This is a genomic window from Pseudomonas sp. BIGb0164 (assembly GCF_024810135.1).
Taxonomy (GTDB): domain Bacteria; phylum Pseudomonadota; class Gammaproteobacteria; order Pseudomonadales; family Pseudomonadaceae; genus Aquipseudomonas.
Map to the genome: position 1 here is coordinate 194,683 of NZ_JANUEA010000003.1, position 14,927 is coordinate 209,609.

Annotated in this window: 14 protein-coding genes; 8 read left to right on the top strand and 6 right to left on the bottom strand. The window is 62.2% G+C overall.

Annotated elements, in window-relative coordinates:
* Positions 1-11: 11 nt before the first annotated feature.
* The 5 genes from ahcY to M2394_RS08710 all read left to right on the top strand — a co-directional run bounded on the left by ahcY (position 12) and on the right by M2394_RS08710 (position 6,565).
* Complete coding sequence (gene ahcY / locus M2394_RS08690) at positions 12-1,421, top strand: adenosylhomocysteinase (protein ID WP_178920075.1); 1,410 nt, start codon at positions 12-14, stop codon at positions 1,419-1,421.
* A 171-nt stretch (positions 1,422-1,592) separates the two neighbouring features.
* Positions 1,593-2,438: a methylenetetrahydrofolate reductase [NAD(P)H] gene (gene metF, locus M2394_RS08695; RefSeq protein WP_178920074.1), complete on the top strand. Its 846-nt coding sequence runs from the start codon at positions 1,593-1,595 to the stop codon at positions 2,436-2,438.
* 78 nt (positions 2,439-2,516) lie between these two features.
* Positions 2,517-3,599: a hypothetical protein gene (locus M2394_RS08700; protein ID WP_259172165.1), complete on the top strand. Its 1,083-nt coding sequence runs from the start codon at positions 2,517-2,519 to the stop codon at positions 3,597-3,599.
* Positions 3,600-3,662: 63 nt separating this feature from the next.
* The gene (locus tag M2394_RS08705) at positions 3,663-4,466 is read left to right on the top strand and encodes an ABC transporter substrate-binding protein (protein WP_259172166.1); all 804 of its coding nucleotides are present in this window, start codon (positions 3,663-3,665) and stop codon (positions 4,464-4,466) included.
* A 221-nt stretch (positions 4,467-4,687) separates the two neighbouring features.
* On the top strand, positions 4,688-6,565 hold the full coding sequence (locus tag M2394_RS08710) for a DEAD/DEAH box helicase (RefSeq protein WP_178920071.1): 1,878 nt from the start codon (positions 4,688-4,690) through the stop codon (positions 6,563-6,565).
* Between the two features lie 185 nt (positions 6,566-6,750).
* On the opposite strand, the gene M2394_RS08715 is transcribed toward M2394_RS08710, so the two are convergent.
* Together M2394_RS08715 and M2394_RS08720 are read right to left on the bottom strand one after the other, a co-directional pair.
* Positions 6,751-7,329 (bottom strand): YceI family protein, encoded by a 579-nt coding sequence (locus tag M2394_RS08715; RefSeq protein ID WP_178920070.1) that lies wholly within the window; start codon positions 7,327-7,329, stop codon positions 6,751-6,753.
* A 32-nt stretch (positions 7,330-7,361) separates the two neighbouring features.
* Complete coding sequence (locus M2394_RS08720; protein ID WP_176996734.1) at positions 7,362-7,913, bottom strand: cytochrome b; 552 nt, start codon at positions 7,911-7,913, stop codon at positions 7,362-7,364.
* 272 nt (positions 7,914-8,185) lie between these two features.
* Between M2394_RS08720 and M2394_RS08725 the strand changes: the two genes are divergently transcribed.
* The gene (locus M2394_RS08725) at positions 8,186-9,592 is read left to right on the top strand and encodes an adenosylmethionine--8-amino-7-oxononanoate transaminase (RefSeq protein ID WP_178920069.1); all 1,407 of its coding nucleotides are present in this window, start codon (positions 8,186-8,188) and stop codon (positions 9,590-9,592) included.
* A 162-nt stretch (positions 9,593-9,754) separates the two neighbouring features.
* The gene (locus M2394_RS08730) at positions 9,755-10,474 is read left to right on the top strand and encodes a 16S rRNA (uracil(1498)-N(3))-methyltransferase (protein ID WP_178920068.1); all 720 of its coding nucleotides are present in this window, start codon (positions 9,755-9,757) and stop codon (positions 10,472-10,474) included.
* Between the two features lie 142 nt (positions 10,475-10,616).
* Here M2394_RS08730 and M2394_RS08735 read toward each other — a convergent pair whose 3' ends face one another.
* From M2394_RS08735 to M2394_RS08745, 3 genes are read right to left on the bottom strand one after another with little or no spacing between them, the layout of a single operon-like run.
* On the bottom strand, positions 10,617-11,519 hold the full coding sequence (locus tag M2394_RS08735) for a transporter substrate-binding domain-containing protein (protein ID WP_178920067.1): 903 nt from the start codon (positions 11,517-11,519) through the stop codon (positions 10,617-10,619).
* A gap of 24 nt (positions 11,520-11,543) precedes the next feature.
* Entirely contained in the window at positions 11,544-11,894 is a 351-nt protein-coding gene (locus M2394_RS08740; protein ID WP_178920066.1) for a RidA family protein, read from the bottom strand.
* Positions 11,895-11,903: 9 nt separating this feature from the next.
* The gene (locus M2394_RS08745) at positions 11,904-13,136 is read right to left on the bottom strand and encodes a D-amino acid dehydrogenase (RefSeq protein WP_259172169.1); all 1,233 of its coding nucleotides are present in this window, start codon (positions 13,134-13,136) and stop codon (positions 11,904-11,906) included.
* Positions 13,137-13,244: 108 nt separating this feature from the next.
* Between M2394_RS08745 and M2394_RS08750 the strand changes: the two genes are divergently transcribed.
* Positions 13,245-14,147 carry a LysR family transcriptional regulator gene (locus M2394_RS08750; RefSeq protein ID WP_259172170.1) on the top strand — a complete coding sequence of 301 codons (903 nt, stop codon included), beginning with the start codon at positions 13,245-13,247 and terminating at the stop codon, positions 14,145-14,147.
* Between the two features lie 93 nt (positions 14,148-14,240).
* On the opposite strand, the gene M2394_RS08755 is transcribed toward M2394_RS08750, so the two are convergent.
* Positions 14,241-14,858, bottom strand: a complete 618-nt coding sequence (locus M2394_RS08755) for a hemolysin III family protein (protein ID WP_178920063.1) — start codon at positions 14,856-14,858, stop codon at positions 14,241-14,243.
* Between the last annotated feature and the right edge of the window lie 69 nt (positions 14,859-14,927).

Consider the following 14,927-nt stretch of genomic DNA (forward strand, 5'->3'; position numbering starts at 1 on the left):
GGAGGCTCTTCATGAGCGCAGTAAACACGCCTGCAGATTTCAACGACTACAAGGTCGCCGACATGTCCCTCGCTGCCTGGGGCCGTCGCGAAACCTTCATCGCTGAATCCGAAATGCCAGCCCTGATGGGCCTGCGTCGCAAGTACGCCGCCGAGCAGCCACTCAAAGGCGCCAAGATCCTCGGCTGCATCCACATGACCATCCAGACTGCCGTGCTGATCGAAACCCTGGTTGCCCTGGGTGCCGAAGTGCGTTGGTCGTCCTGCAACATCTTCTCGACTCAAGACCAGGCCGCTGCCGCCATCGCGGCTGCCGGTATCCCGGTCTTCGCCTGGAAAGGCGAGACTGAAGAAGAGTACGAGTGGTGCCTGGAGCAAACCATCCTCAAAGATGGCGCGCCTTGGGATGCCAACATGATCCTCGACGACGGCGGCGACCTGACCGAGCTGCTGCACAAGAAATACCCGGCCATCCTGGACCGCGTCCACGGCGTGACCGAAGAGACCACCACTGGCGTTCACCGCCTTCTGGACATGCTGGCCAAGGGCGAGCTGAAAATCCCGGCCATCAACGTCAACGACTCGGTGACCAAGAGCAAGAACGACAACAAGTACGGCTGCCGTCACAGCCTGAACGACGCCATCAAGCGCGGCACCGACCACCTGCTGTCGGGCAAGCAAGCCCTGGTGATCGGCTACGGTGACGTGGGCAAGGGTTCGTCCCAGTCCCTGCGTCAGGAAGGCATGATCGTTAAAGTCTCCGAAGTTGACCCGATCTGCGCCATGCAAGCCTGCATGGACGGTTTCGAAGTGGTTTCGCCGTTCATCAACGGCCAGAACGACGGCACCGAAGCGAGCATCGACAAAGCACTGCTGGGCAAGATCGACCTGATCGTGACCACTACCGGTAACGTGAATGTTTGCGACGCAAACATGCTCAAGGCCCTGAAGAAGCGCGCTGTTGTCTGCAACATCGGCCACTTCGACAACGAGATCGACACCGCTTTCATGCGCAAGAACTGGGCATGGGAAGAAGTGAAGCCTCAGGTACACAAGGTTCACCGTACCGGCGCTGGCGATTTCGACCCACAGAACGACGACTACCTGATCCTGCTGGCTGAAGGCCGTCTGGTTAACCTGGGCAACGCTACCGGCCACCCAAGCCGCATCATGGACGGCTCGTTTGCCAACCAGGTGCTGGCCCAGATCTTCCTGTTCGGCCAGAAGTACGCCGACCTGTCGCCCGCCCAGAAAGCCGAGCGCCTGACCGTGGAAGTACTGCCGAAGAAACTCGACGAAGAAGTGGCCCTGGAAATGGTCCGCGGCTTCGGCGGCGTGGTCACCCAACTGACCAAGACCCAGGCCGACTACATCGGCGTGACCGTCGAAGGTCCGTTCAAGCCGCACGCTTACCGCTACTGATTTGCCTGCTGCCCGCCTCCTTCTGGGGGCGGGCCCTTGTAGGAGCTGGCTTGCCGGCGATGCAGGCGCCTCGGTGGCTCACTAAAACCGAGGTGATGCCATCGCCGGCAAGCCAGCGCCTACAGGGATTGCGCACGTCTTACAGGCCTTTGAGTTTCCAAGGATACGACCATGTCCCAAGACCGTCGCTACAGCTTCGAGTTCTTCCCGACCAAGACCGATGCTGGGCATGAAAAACTGATGGCGACTGCTACTCAGTTGGCCAGCTACAACCCCGACTTCTTTTCCTGCACCTACGGCGCCGGCGGCTCGACCCGTGACCGCACGATCAACACCGTGCTGCAGCTGGAAAGCCAGGTCAAAGTTCCCGCCGCTCCGCACTTGTCGTGCGTGGGCGACAGCAAGGCCGACCTGCGCGGCCTGCTGACCCAATACAAGCAAGCCGGCATCAAGCGCATCGTCGCCCTGCGCGGCGACCTGCCATCCGGCATGGGCATGGCCAGCGGCGAGCTGCGCTACGCCAATGACCTGGTGAGTTTCATCCGCGAAGAAAGCGGCGATCACTTCCACATCGAAGTGGCCGCCTACCCGGAGATGCACCCCCAGGCGCGCAATTTCGAAGACGATCTGCACAACTTCGTGCGCAAGGCCAACGCCGGCGCCGACAGCGCCATCACCCAGTACTTCTTCAACGCCGACAGCTACTTCTATTTCGTCGAGCGTGTACGGGCCATGGGCGTCAACATCCCGATCGTGCCGGGCATCATGCCGATCACCAACTACAGCAAGCTGGCGCGCTTCTCCGACGCCTGCGGCGCTGAAATCCCACGCTGGGTGCGCAAGCAACTGGAAGCCTACGGCGACGACGTCAAGAGCATCCAGGCGTTCGGCGAGCAGGTCATCACCGAAATGTGTGAACGTTTGTTACAAGGTGGCGCGCCAGGGTTGCACTTCTATACCCTGAACCAGGCTGAACCCAGCCTTGCCATCTGGAACAATCTCAAGCTGCCACGCTAAAGGTTGTCTGGCTGTACCAAGGCCCTCGCTCCGACGAGGGCCTTTGTCGTTTTAAATGCCCACGGAATCCAGCAGTCCATGAATACAGCCTCTCCGACGTCCCGCCCGCAACTGGTCTACCTGGTCTTCGGTTCCGAGACCTACCACCAGGAAGCGGTATTCAGCATCGCCAGCGCATTGGCCTTTCTGCAGGAAACCCCGGACGCGGCCCTTGATATCCAGGTATTCAGCGACAACCCAGAGCCCTATCGCCTGCTGCCCGTACGTGTGCGCCCGCTGGACGAGGCCACGCGCAAACGCTGGAGCGAGCCCCATGGTTACCACTTCCGCACCAAGCACGTGGTGCTGCGCCAGGTGCTGGAGGAGTCGCCGGTCGCGCTGTTGATCGACACCGACACCTTCTTCCATCACTCGCCCATGGCGCTGTTCGAGCGCGTGCAGCCCGGCACTTTGCTGTGCAACGCCTTCTACACCAAGTACGGCGACAACCACGAAAGCATCCTCTACACCGCCCTGCACCAGCGTTTACTGGACATGGGCGTGGCCGACGATGACATGATGACCCTCAACTCGGGCGTCATGGGCCTGACGCAACAGGACGCACACATCCTCGACCGCTCGATCGAGTTGATGGATGAGCTGTTCCCCCATGCTCAGGGCGCCTACACCCTGGAAGAGTTCTGCTTGTCCATCGCCGCCTACCGTACCGTCAACGTGCGCGAGTGCCCGGACCTGATCCACCACTACTGGAGCCGCAAGCAGCTGTTCCGGGCCAAGGTCAAGGCATGGATCGTCAAGCACGGGGAAAACCCTACCAGCGAACTGGCGATGGCCGACACCCGCCAGGTGTCCTCACACCTGCCGCGCCCACCGCGCCTGCAACGCCTGATGTACAAGCTGATCACGCTGCTGCTGCCCAAGCACCAGCAGCAGTTCATCCGTGAAATCCTCTACGGTTGCTACGAGCACGAGAATGAATTCGACCAGGCGTGCGGCCCGGTTTGGTGGGACAAGGCGCGACAAAATCAGGAAGAGCGCCAGCAGCGGCCGATTGACGCACACCAACTGGAGCACTGGTTCGCCAACCCGGTGGTGCGTCTGATTCTGGGCGAGCGGCGCAATGCGATCCACGAGCATCTGATGGACACACCGGCCAAATAGGACCGCCCGCAAATGCGTGTGCCAGAGCTTCTCTTTAGGGCAGGAGCGTCGTAACCTCAGGGCATGCCCGTTCTTCTCAAGCTGTTGACCGCTGCGCTTTTCACTTGCCTGAGCTTCGCCGCTCATGGCGAGAAATTGCGCATTGTCACCGAGCCCTGGGCGCCTTACGTCTACGACGACAACGGCACCATGCGCGGGCTGGACTACGAAACCACGGTGATCGTGTTCCAGCGCCTGGGGGTCGATGTGCAGTGGCAGTTCCTGCCCTGGAAACGCTGCCTGGCGATGCTTGACCAGGGCCACGCCGATGGCGCGCTGGACATCTTCCACAGCCACGACCGCGACGCCCTGCTGCTCTACCCCAGCGAGCCGTTGTCGGAAGTCGAGTTCGCGCTGTACTACGCCAACGAGCGCCCCCACCCCGTCGAAACCCTCGACGACCTGCGCGGCCTCACGGTCGGCACCTCACCGGGCTATCTCTATAGCGAGGCGTTCAGGGAGTCCACCCTGTTCAACCACGAGCCGGCTCCCAGCCACGAGGCCAACTTCGGCAAGCTGTCCCTGGGCCGCATTGACCTGGTGATCACCGACCGCCGCGTGGGCCAGCATGTGATCAAGGCCCTGGGCCTGGAAGGCAAGGTCAGCCAGGCGCCCATGGTGGTCAGCCGCCAACAGCAGTTCCTGGCAGTGCGCCGTGGCGCAGGCATGGACCTGCTGGTGCAACGCTTTGCCGCCGAGCTCAAACGCTTCAAACAAGAGCCCGCCTACGCCGCCTTGAGCGAAAAATACGGCGGCGGCCCTGCCCCAACGGCCTCGATACCCGCCCCCGAACACACCGTTGAGCAGCAGGAAAGCAGCGCGCCGTGATTGCTCTGTTATACTCCGGCCTTTCCGCCAGGCTTACGCCCGGCCGCTGAGGTCTTGAAAAAGGCACCCAACCCCGCTACAGCGCAGCTTTCAGCCCGCGCGAGCCGGTGGAGTGCCCGCCAGACGCAGCAGGACCGGACGGGATAACGCTCCCCTAAGCGTCATTCACGCCCGGCAAGATTATCCCTCTGGGCCAAGCCCTAACTAAAACAGGATTACTCATGTCCTTTGCTTCCCTCGGTCTCTCCGAGGCTTTAGTCCGCGCCATCGAGGCAGCGGGCTATACCGAGCCTACTCCGGTGCAACAGCGGGCCATTCCCGCCGTGTTGCAAGGTCGCGACCTGATGGTTGCGGCTCAGACAGGTACTGGTAAAACCGGCGGCTTCGCCCTCCCGATCCTGGAGCGGTTGTTTCCCAACGGTCATCCGGACAAATCCCAGCGTCACGGCCCGCGCCAACCGCGTGTACTGGTCCTGACCCCTACCCGCGAACTCGCCGCCCAAGTGCACGACAGCTTCAAGCTGTATGCCCGCGACCTGAAGTTCGTCAGCGCCTGCATCTTCGGCGGCGTCGGCATGAACCCACAGGTTCAGGCCATGTCCCGTGGTGTTGACGTGCTGGTGGCCTGCCCTGGCCGCCTGCTCGACCTGTGCGGCCAAGGCAGCGTCGACCTGTCCCACGTGGAAATCCTCGTGCTGGACGAAGCCGACCGCATGCTCGACATGGGCTTTGTCCATGACGTGAAAAAGGTCCTCGCGCGCCTGCCAGCCAAACGCCAGAACCTGCTGTTCTCGGCCACGTTCTCCCAGGACATCACTGCCCTGGCCGGCAAGCTGCTGCACAACCCGGAACGCATCGAAGTCACGCCGCCGAACACCACGGTCGAGCGCATCGAGCAACGCGTGTTCCGCCTGGCCGCCAGCCACAAGCGTGCGCTGCTGGCTCACCTGATCACCGCAGGCGCCTGGGAACAGGTGCTGGTGTTCACCCGCACCAAGCACGGCGCCAACCGCCTGGCCGAGTACCTGGACAAGCACGGCCTCACCGCCGTCGCCATCCACGGCAACAAGAGCCAGAACGCACGCACCAAGGCCCTGGCTGACTTCAAGGCCGGCACCGTGCGCATCCTGGTCGCCACTGATATCGCCGCGCGCGGCCTGGACATCGACCAATTGCCACACGTGGTCAACTTCGAGCTGCCAAACGTCGATGAAGACTACGTGCACCGTATCGGCCGTACCGGCCGTGCCGGTCGTTCGGGTGAAGCCATCTCCCTGGTTGCACCGGACGAAGAAAAACTGCTGAAAAGCATCGAGCGCATGACCAAGCAGAAAATCGCCGACGGCGACCTGATGGGCTTCGATGCCAGCGCCGTGGAGGCCGAGAAGCCAGAAGCGCGCGAACGTCCGGACGTGCGCAACCCGCGCAACCCACGCGGTCCGAAGGGCGATGGCCCGAACGGCGGCGGTGGCGGCGGCGGTCGTCGCGACAAGGGCAAAGACAAGGGCAAGGAAAAATCCGCCTCCAGCAGCCGTGGCGAACGCCCGGCCCGCGAGCAGAAGCCACGTGAAGGCACCCCGGCCCGCGAACAGCGCCAGCCGAGCCAGCCGCCACGCGCCGCAGCCGACCGCGCCCCAGACGAGTTCCTGGACGACGACGTGGACAACTTCGGTAACCGCGTCGACTACGTGCCCCAGGCCAAACCGGCCCAGGGCCGTGGCCGCCGCCCGGGTGCCCCGGCACAAGGTGCGGGTGCAGGTGCGCCACGTGGCGGTCAGCCACAAGGTGGCCGTCAGAACGGTCCGCGCAACAGCAGCGGCGGCACCACCGGTACCCCACCCGGCAAGCGCAACGGCCCACGCAATGGCGCGCCACGTGACGGCCAGGCCCGTCGCGAAGACTCGCGCAACCGGCGCCCGTCCCGTGACGACCAAGCCCGTTCGTCCGAGCCAGCCGTGCAGAACCCGCGCGGCGGCCCGGCGCCGAAGATCATCCACAAGGAGTCGAAGGCAGACCGCTTCCCGACACCTGAGCAGTTGGATCAACTGCCGGGCCGTCCTCGTGGTGAAAAGCCAGCGCTGCTGACCCGTAACCGCTGAGTTTCAAAGCCCCATAAAAAATGCCCCGCCTCTTTCGAGACGGGGCATTTTTTTTGACTCAACACAGATCAACTGTGGATGGGCCCGCTCCCACAGGGGATCCCATGTCAGATCAATTGTTGTGTTGAACGGCTAGGCATAAAAAAACCGGATCGCGAGATCCGGTTTTTTTGTGCGGGCAGCAATTATTTCTGTTTCACACCTTCCAGCGAGATGTCCAGGTCTACAGTCTGCGAGGACGGGCCTGGGCCTTTGATGCCGAAGTCGTTCAGGTTCAGCGTGGTGGTGGCGTTGAAGCCAGCACGTTCGCCGCCCCATGGGTCCTTGCCTTCACCGTTGAAGGTCGCCTTGAAGGTCACCGGCTTGGTCACGCCGTGGAACGTCAGGTCGCCGGTCACGTCAGCGGTTTTTTCGCCGGTGGATTTAACGGCGGTGGACACGAACTTGGCGTCGGCAAATTTGGCGACGTCTAGGAAGTCCTTGCTCGCAACGTGCTTGTCACGTTCTGCGTGGTTGGACCACAGGCTGGCGGTTTTCACGTCGACAGCGATTTTGCTGGCTTCAGGCTTGGCGGCATCCCAGCTGAAGGTGCCATCCCAGTCCTTGAAGGTACCGTGGATGTAGCTGTAGCCCAGGTGGCTGATTTTCCAGTCGATGAAGGCGTGCTGGCCTTCCTTGTCGATCTTGTAGTCAGCAGCCATCACCTGGCCTGCGGACAGCAGGGCAGTACCGATTGCCAGAGCAGCGAGGGTCTTTTTCAACATGCGTTCTATTCCTTGTGAGTCGAGGTTGAACATCAGGCTTTGCGCCCCAGCATTCGCGTGAGGGTCGCATCACGATCGATAAAGTGGTGTTTCAAGGCAGCCACGCCGTGCAAGCCGGCGAAGACCACCAATACCCAGGCGAGGTACAGGTGCACCACGCCGGCGTTGTCTGCTTGGTCCGGTAGCCCGGAAACCACGGCAGGAATCTCAAACAGGCCAAACACCGGGATACCGACACCGTCTGCGGTGGAAATCAGGTAACCGGCAATCATCACGGCAAACAGCCCGAGATAAAGGAACGCGTGGCCAAATGCGGCACCGATACGGGTCAAGCGGCTGTAGCTGGCAAGCGGTGGTGGCGGCGGGCTGACCAGACGCCAGACGATACGCACCAGCATGATGGCAAACAGCGTGATGCCGATGCTTTTGTGCAGGTCCGGCGCGTCTTTGCGCCAGGCGCTGTAGTAATCGAGCCCGACCATCCACAAGCCCAGGGCGAACAGACCAAACACCACCAAGGCTACGCCCCAGTGCAAAACCATGCTGACCCAACCGTAGCGGGCCGGAGAATTGCGTAACTGCATGTACTTAATCCCGTAAGAGCTGCGCCCAAGACTAGCGATTTACCTATCGAATTAAAGCGGAAATTTTCGCTTTGAAATATCGAGAAATACGATCTTGAGGGTATGAAGCGTAAATTAACAACGGATTAAGGACTATCCAGAAGAAACGTGACAGACCGTCCTGTGTTTACTGCCTATTCGCAGGTTATGGGTTGTGACACGGCCATCCATTGCATAGGCTTGCGCGATTGTTACGCCCGCGTGCCACGCGGGCCGCTTCGAGGAGACCCCAGATGGGCTTGAATAACCAGTGGATGCAACGCGACCTCGCCGTGCTGTGGCATCCCTGCACCCAGATGAAAGACCACCAGCAACTGCCCCTGATCCCGATCAAGCGGGGTGAAGGCGTCTGGCTGGAAGACTTCGAAGGCAAACGCTACCTCGACGCCGTCAGCTCTTGGTGGGTCAACGTGTTCGGCCACGCCAACCCGCGCATCAACCAGCGCATCAAGGACCAGGTGGACCAATTGGAACACGTGATCCTCGCCGGTTTCAGCCACCAGCCGGTGATCGAGCTGTCCGAGCGCCTGGTGCAGATGACGCCCGAAGGTCTGACCCGGTGCTTCTACGCCGATAACGGCTCGTCGTGCATCGAAGTTGCGCTGAAAATGAGCTTTCACTACTGGCTCAACCGTGGCCTGCCGAACAAAAAGCGCTTCGTCACCCTGACCAACAGCTACCACGGCGAAACCATCGCCGCGATGTCGGTGGGCGACGTGCCGCTGTTTACCGAAACCTACAAGGCGTTGCTGCTCGACACGATCAAAGTGCCGAGCCCCGATTGCTACCTGCGCCCCGAGGGCGTGAGCTGGGAAGACCACTCGCGCACGATGGCCCAGGTGATGGAGCAGACCCTCGCCGAGCACCACGATAGCGTCGCCGCCGTGATCATCGAACCGTTGATCCAGGGTGCGGGCGGCATGCGCATGTACCACCCGGTGTACCTCAAACTGCTGCGCGAAGCCTGCGACCGCTACGGTGTGCACCTGATCCACGATGAAATCGCCGTCGGTTTCGGCCGCACCGGCAGCCTGTTTGCCTGTGAACAGGCCGGCATCCGCCCGGACTTCCTGTGCCTGTCCAAGGCCCTTACAGGCGGTTATCTGCCGCTGGCGGCCGTGGTCACCACCGATGACGTGTACGACGCGTTCTACGACGACTACCCGACCCTGCGTGCCTTCCTGCATTCCCACAGCTACACCGGCAACCCGCTGGCGTGTGCGGCGGCCCTGGCGACCCTGGATATTTTCGAAGAAGACAACGTCATCGAAAACAACAAGGCCCTGGCCCAGCGCATGGCCACTGCCACCGCGCACCTGGTGGACCACCCCCACGTGTCGGAAGTGCGCCAGACCGGCATGGTGCTGGCCATCGAGATGGTCCAGGACAAAGCCACCAAGACCGCCTACCCGTGGCAGGAACGCCGTGGCCTGAAGGTGTTCGAGCACGCCCTGGAGCGCGGTGCGCTGTTGCGGCCGCTGGGCAGCGTGGTGTATTTCCTGCCGCCTTACGTGATCACGCCCGAGCAGATCGACTTTTTGGCCGAGGTTGCCAGCGAAGGCATCGACATCGCCACCAACAGCAAGGTCAGCGTTGCCGTACCAAAGGACTTCCATCCAGGCTTCCGCGACCCCGGCTGATCACCCACACCCTTGTAGGAGCCGGCTTCTGTGGCGAGGGAGCTTGCTCCCGCTGGGGTGCGAAGCGCCCCCAAAATCTGGCGACTGCTCTGCAGTCGAACGGGAGCAAGCTCCCTCGCCACAGCAAGCTCGCGCCTACATAAATATTTCCAGAGAACAGAAATGAGACTGTCCCGCTTTTTCACCGACACCCCGCTGAGCCTAGGCGAGCACGAATTGCCCGAAGCCCAGGCGCACTACATCAGCCGCGTGCTGCGCATGGGCGAAGGCGACGCCGTGCAATTGTTCGATGGTTCCGGCCAGGAGTTCCTGGGCAGCCTGCTGGAAGTCGGCAAGAAGCGCGTCACCGTGCAACTCACCCAACACTTCGATGGCCAGGCCGAGTCACCACTGCACATTCATCTCGGCCAGGGCCTGTCCCGGGGCGAGCGTATGGATTGGGCGATTCAGAAAGCCACCGAATTGGGTGTGAATGAAATCACGCCGATTTTCAGTGACCGCTGCGAAGTGCGCCTCAAGGACGAACGCGCCGACAAACGCCTGCTGCACTGGCGCCAAGTGGCGATCAGCGCATGCGAGCAGTGTGGGCGTTCAACCGTGCCGGTCATCCACCCGCCACTGTTGCTGGCGGACTGGTTGAAGCAGACCGAGGCCGATTTGAAGCTGGTGCTGCACCCGGTGGCCGAGCCGATGGTCAGCCACGCCAAGCCAGCGAGCCTGGCCTTCCTGATTGGGCCTGAGGGTGGGTTGACGGACAACGAAGTGCAAACTGCACAAGCGGCTGGCTACCACGCCGCTCGCCTGGGCCCGCGAGTGCTGCGCACCGAAACGGCACCGGTGGTGGCGTTGGCTGTGGCCCAACAACTGTGGGGTGATTTCTAACCCTGTCCCTTTGCAAACCCAATCCCCCCTGTGGGAGCTGGCTTGCCTGCGATGGCGGTCTTCCAGCCAACCCCACTGGCGCCTGACCCACCGCTATCGCAGGCAAGCCAGCTCCCACAGTGTTGATTGGGTGACCACTTCTTTATTCCACCGGGTCACTCACCGGCGTGGCAATGATCGCCTTCAACTCGCTGGTCATCGGGAACTCCAGGTTCAGCCCCTTGGGCGGAATCGGCTGTTCAAACCAGCGCTGGTAAATCCCGTTGATCGCCCCCGAGCGGTACAGGTCGCCCAGCGCGTCGTTGACCACCGCCAGGAACTGCGGGTCGTCCTTGCGCACCATGCAGCTGTAGATTTCCCGCGACTGTTCTTTACCCACCACCACCCAGTTGTGCGGGTCCTTGGCCTTGGCGCGCTCGCCGTAGAGCAAGGCGTCATCCATGTAGAACGCGGCCGCACGCCCCGTCTCAAGCATCTTGAACGCTTCGCCGTGGTCCTTGGCGCTGATCACGAACATATTGGCCTTGTGCTCGGCGTTGTAGCTTTTGAGGAACCGCTCATTGGTCGTGCCCGCCGTGGTCACCACGTTCTTGCCCGTCAGGTCCGCAAAGCCCGTGATGCCGCTGTCCTTGGCCGTCAGCAACTGGCCTTTCACGTAGATAAACCCGTAGGAAAACGCCACCTGTTTCTGCCGCTCGGCCGTCACCCCGGTGGAGCCGCATTCCAGGTCCACGGTGCCGTTCTGCACCAGCGGGATGCGCGTCTGGGACGTCACCAGGTTGTATTTCACCGCGAGGCTGGCTCCCCCGATTTTCTGCTGGACGCGTTCGACAATCTTGTTCGCCAGGTCCACTGAATAGCCCATCGGCTTGCCGCTGTGGTCGCCCACGTAGGAAAACGGCACCGACGCATCGCGATAACCCAAGGTGATGGATCGGGCGCTGGCGATCTTGCCCAGCGTGCCTTCCAGAGGCGCTTCATTGGCCTGTGCCTGTGCGCCAAACAAGAGCCCCAGGGTGCAGCCGGTCAACAGGATTTTTTTCATTGTTATGCTCCGTTGGTTTTTAAGTTATTTACGTACCGCGATCACGCTGATTTCCACCAGCACTGCCGGCCGCGCCAGTTCGGCTTGCAGGGTGGTGCGCGTCGGCGCGCAGCCCGGCGACAGCCAGGCCGACCACACGTCGTTCATCGGCGCAAAACCGCTGCCGATGTCTTTCAGGTAGATCGTCGCGTTGAGCAAGTGGTCCTTGTCGCTGCCGGCCTGGGCCAACAAGCCGTCGATCTTGGCCAGCACTTCTCGAGTCTGGGTCGCCACGTCCTGGCCATCGCCGGGCACCTGGCCCGAGAGAAACACCAGGTCCTTGAAGGTCACGGCGCCAGAGAGCCGGTCGTTGCTGCTGATACGGTGGATACTCATGGGTACACCTCAAGCGGCGCGGGGCACCAGGCCCTGCAGGTCAATGGAAGGCGTGCGTTGGTCGATCAGTTCGGCCAGCAATTGGCCGCTGCCGCTGGCCAAGGTAAAGCCAAGGGCGCCATGGCCCAGGTTGAGCCACAGGTTGCGGTAGACACTGGCGCCAATCAGCGGCACGCCGGTCGGCGTGGCCGGGCGCATGCCGGCCCATTCCACCGCCTGGGTGTAGTCGCCCGCCATAGGAAATGTCTCCAGCGCCTGGCGTTTCATCAGCGCCAGGCGCTTGGGCTCCAGGCGGGCGTCAAAGCCGACGATGTCCACCATGGCCGCCACCCGCAGTTGCTCGCCTATACGTGCGTAGACGATCTTGCGGTCGTAATCGGTGATGCTCACGCTTGGCGCCCGGTGCTGTGCGCCAATCGGCACGCTGAGGCTGTAACCCTTGAGCGGGTACAACGGCAGCGAAACACCCAACTCCGCGCTGCGATACCCCGCCGCCAGCACCAGGTTTTGTACCGGCATCACCTCATCGCCCATCTCGACCGCCTGCACTGCGCCGTGAGCATGACGAAGGCCAGTGACCTTGCGTCCGAGCAGGAAACGGCAGCGACCCGAAGCTTCAAGCCGCACGGCCATGCGTTGGCAGAAGGCATGACAATCGGCCACTTCTTCGTTTGGCGTATAGATCCCGCCGACAAAACCACCGCCCACCAAGGCCGGTTCCAGCCGCACGCAGTCGTCAGCCGACAACACCTGCTGCTGCAGGATATCGGTGACTTTGCTGCGGGCATGCTCGAAGCTGCTGGCATTGCGGAAGGTCACCAGCTTGCCGTTGCGCCGCCAGTGGAAACCGTCCAGGTGATCGTCCTCGCGCCATTGCTGCAACGTGGCCTGGCTCAGGGACGCCAGGCGTAGCAGGTGCCCGGCATTGCGCGCGTTCACCGAGCCCCGGCAGGCGCCGAGAAACGCGGCCATCCAGCGCCATTGCTGCGGGTCCAGGCGCGGGCGCAGCTTGAGCGGCGAGTCCCCGCGCAATAGCCAGCCGATGGCTTGCAATGGCACGCCAGCATCCGCCAGCGGCGCGACATAGCGGTACGACAACTGCCCGCCGTTGGCGAAACTGGTTTCGCTGCCCAACGTGTCGCGGGCTTCGATCAGCGTGACCTCGTGACCGGCACGAACCAACGCATAGGCGCTGGCCAGCCCGACAACCCCACCGCCGATGATGCAAACCTGCTTGGCCATCCCAGCCCCCAGCCATTGAATAAAGAGGCCTCAAGCGTAGGGGCAGGTGACAGGCCATCGACAATGAATAAAGATGGGTCACCTATAAACAAAGGTTATGGACTTGCCATGCGCTTGCGTCATATCGAAATCTTCCAAGCCATCCGCCAGACCGGCTCCGTCAGCGCCGCCGCGCAGTTGCTGCACGTGTCGCAGCCGGCGGTGACCAAGGTGTTGCAACACGCCGAATTGCAGCTGGGCTTCCCCCTGTTCCTGCGGGTACGCGGCAAATTGCAGCCCACCCCGGAAGCCCTGGCGCTGGAAAGCGAAGTGGAGAAAGTCACCGAAAGCCTGCAAGGCGTGCGGCGCCTGGCCAAGAGCTTGCGGCGCGAACCCGGGCACAGCGTGCGCATTGGCGCAATCCCGGCGCTGGCCTTGTCGCTGCTGCCACCGGCCATCCTGGAATGGAAACGCGACTACCCGGACATGGCCTGCGAGCTGTCCAGCGACCATAGCCGCGAGCTGGTGCAGAAGCTGTTGATGCGTGAGATCGACCTGGCGCTGACCCTCAACTTTTCCGGGCATCCGGGGTTGACCACGCAAGTGCTGGCCAACGGTGTGCTGGTGGCATTGGCGTCCAAAGGCTATTGGTCTGAAGCCGCTTTGAGCACACCGTTGCCCTTGGCGGATCTGGCCGGTGCGCCGTTGATTGGCCTGTCCAGCGCCGACCCCTTGGCGGCCAAGCTCGACAGCTACCTGGAAAACGTCGACCCCGCGCCTCGGGTGACGATCTCGGTACAGACCTATTCCCTGGCGCGTGCCATGGTGGAGTCCGGCGCCGGGCTTACCGTCATCGACCCCTTTACGGCACTCGGCGCCTCCACGGCCACCACCTGCATCCGTACACTCACCCCGCCGCTGCCAATCACCTTGTACGCCCTGACCCGCGCCGATGAACCACCGCCGCATATGTTGGCAACGTTGTTGGGGATTTTCGGGCAGCGTGCCCAAGAGCTGCTGCAGCGCCTGTAATGTGGGAGCTGGCTTGCCTGCGATGGCGGTGGATCAGTTAAAAATGTACCAACTGAGAGGCCGCTATCGCAGGCAAGCCAGCTCCCACAGGGGTTAGAGCACGTAGTGCATGATTGCTACGAAATGCAGCAGGCTGCCGCCGATGACGAACAGGTGCCAGATGCCGTGGGAGTGCCGCAGGCGATCTTCCAGGGCAAAGAAGATGATGCCCACGGTGTACAGCACCCCTCCGGCCGCCAGCCAGGTAAACCCCGCCGTGCCCAGCGCGGCGATCAGTGGCTTGACCGCCACCAGCACGATCCAGCCCATCACCGCGTAGATCACGATGGACAGCACCCGTGCTTCGGAGCGCGGCTTGATCTCCTGCAGGATGCCAATCACCGCCAGCCCCCAGACGATGCCGAACAACGTCCAGCCCCATGGACCACGCAGGGTGACCAGGCAAAACGGCGTGTAGCTGCCGGCGATCAGCAGGTAGATCGAAAAGTGATCGACCTTCTGCATGATCTCTTTTCGCCGCCCGCGCACGCTGTGGTACACGGTGGACGCGCTGTACAGCACCAACAGCGTAAAGCCATAGATCGCCACGCTGACGATCTTCCAGGGGCTGCCATCCAGGCTCGCTACCACCAGCATCCACACTGCGCCGGCAAAGGCTGCGACCGCCCCGAGCAAATGGCTCCAGGCATTGAATCGTTCCCCGTGATACATGTGTCACTCACCTCGAATAACCGTTATCACCCTGAGCATTCTGACGCCAGACACTCACTTTCAGGTAAC

What these genes read in the sequence shown, in the direction of transcription:
- M2394_RS08705 (WP_259172166.1), top strand. Translation starts at nt 3,663, where the DNA reads ATGCCCGTTCTTCTCAAGCTGTTGACCGCTGCGCTTTTCACTTGCCTG.
- M2394_RS08700 (WP_259172165.1), top strand. Translation starts at nt 2,517, where the DNA reads ATGAATACAGCCTCTCCGACGTCCCGCCCGCAACTGGTCTACCTGGTC.
- M2394_RS08750 (WP_259172170.1), top strand. Translation starts at nt 13,245, where the DNA reads ATGCGCTTGCGTCATATCGAAATCTTCCAAGCCATCCGCCAGACCGGC.
- M2394_RS08745 (WP_259172169.1), bottom strand. Translation starts at nt 13,136, where the DNA reads ATGGCCAAGCAGGTTTGCATCATCGGCGGTGGGGTTGTCGGGCTGGCC.
- M2394_RS08715 (WP_178920070.1), bottom strand. Translation starts at nt 7,329, where the DNA reads ATGTTGAAAAAGACCCTCGCTGCTCTGGCAATCGGTACTGCCCTGCTG.
- M2394_RS08710 (WP_178920071.1), top strand. Translation starts at nt 4,688, where the DNA reads ATGTCCTTTGCTTCCCTCGGTCTCTCCGAGGCTTTAGTCCGCGCCATC.
- M2394_RS08730 (WP_178920068.1), top strand. Translation starts at nt 9,755, where the DNA reads ATGAGACTGTCCCGCTTTTTCACCGACACCCCGCTGAGCCTAGGCGAG.
- metF (WP_178920074.1), top strand. Translation starts at nt 1,593, where the DNA reads ATGTCCCAAGACCGTCGCTACAGCTTCGAGTTCTTCCCGACCAAGACC.
- M2394_RS08740 (WP_178920066.1), bottom strand. Translation starts at nt 11,894, where the DNA reads ATGAGTATCCACCGTATCAGCAGCAACGACCGGCTCTCTGGCGCCGTG.
- ahcY (WP_178920075.1), top strand. Translation starts at nt 12, where the DNA reads ATGAGCGCAGTAAACACGCCTGCAGATTTCAACGACTACAAGGTCGCC.
- M2394_RS08735 (WP_178920067.1), bottom strand. Translation starts at nt 11,519, where the DNA reads ATGAAAAAAATCCTGTTGACCGGCTGCACCCTGGGGCTCTTGTTTGGC.
- M2394_RS08720 (WP_176996734.1), bottom strand. Translation starts at nt 7,913, where the DNA reads ATGCAGTTACGCAATTCTCCGGCCCGCTACGGTTGGGTCAGCATGGTT.
- M2394_RS08725 (WP_178920069.1), top strand. Translation starts at nt 8,186, where the DNA reads ATGGGCTTGAATAACCAGTGGATGCAACGCGACCTCGCCGTGCTGTGG.
- M2394_RS08755 (WP_178920063.1), bottom strand. Translation starts at nt 14,858, where the DNA reads ATGTATCACGGGGAACGATTCAATGCCTGGAGCCATTTGCTCGGGGCG.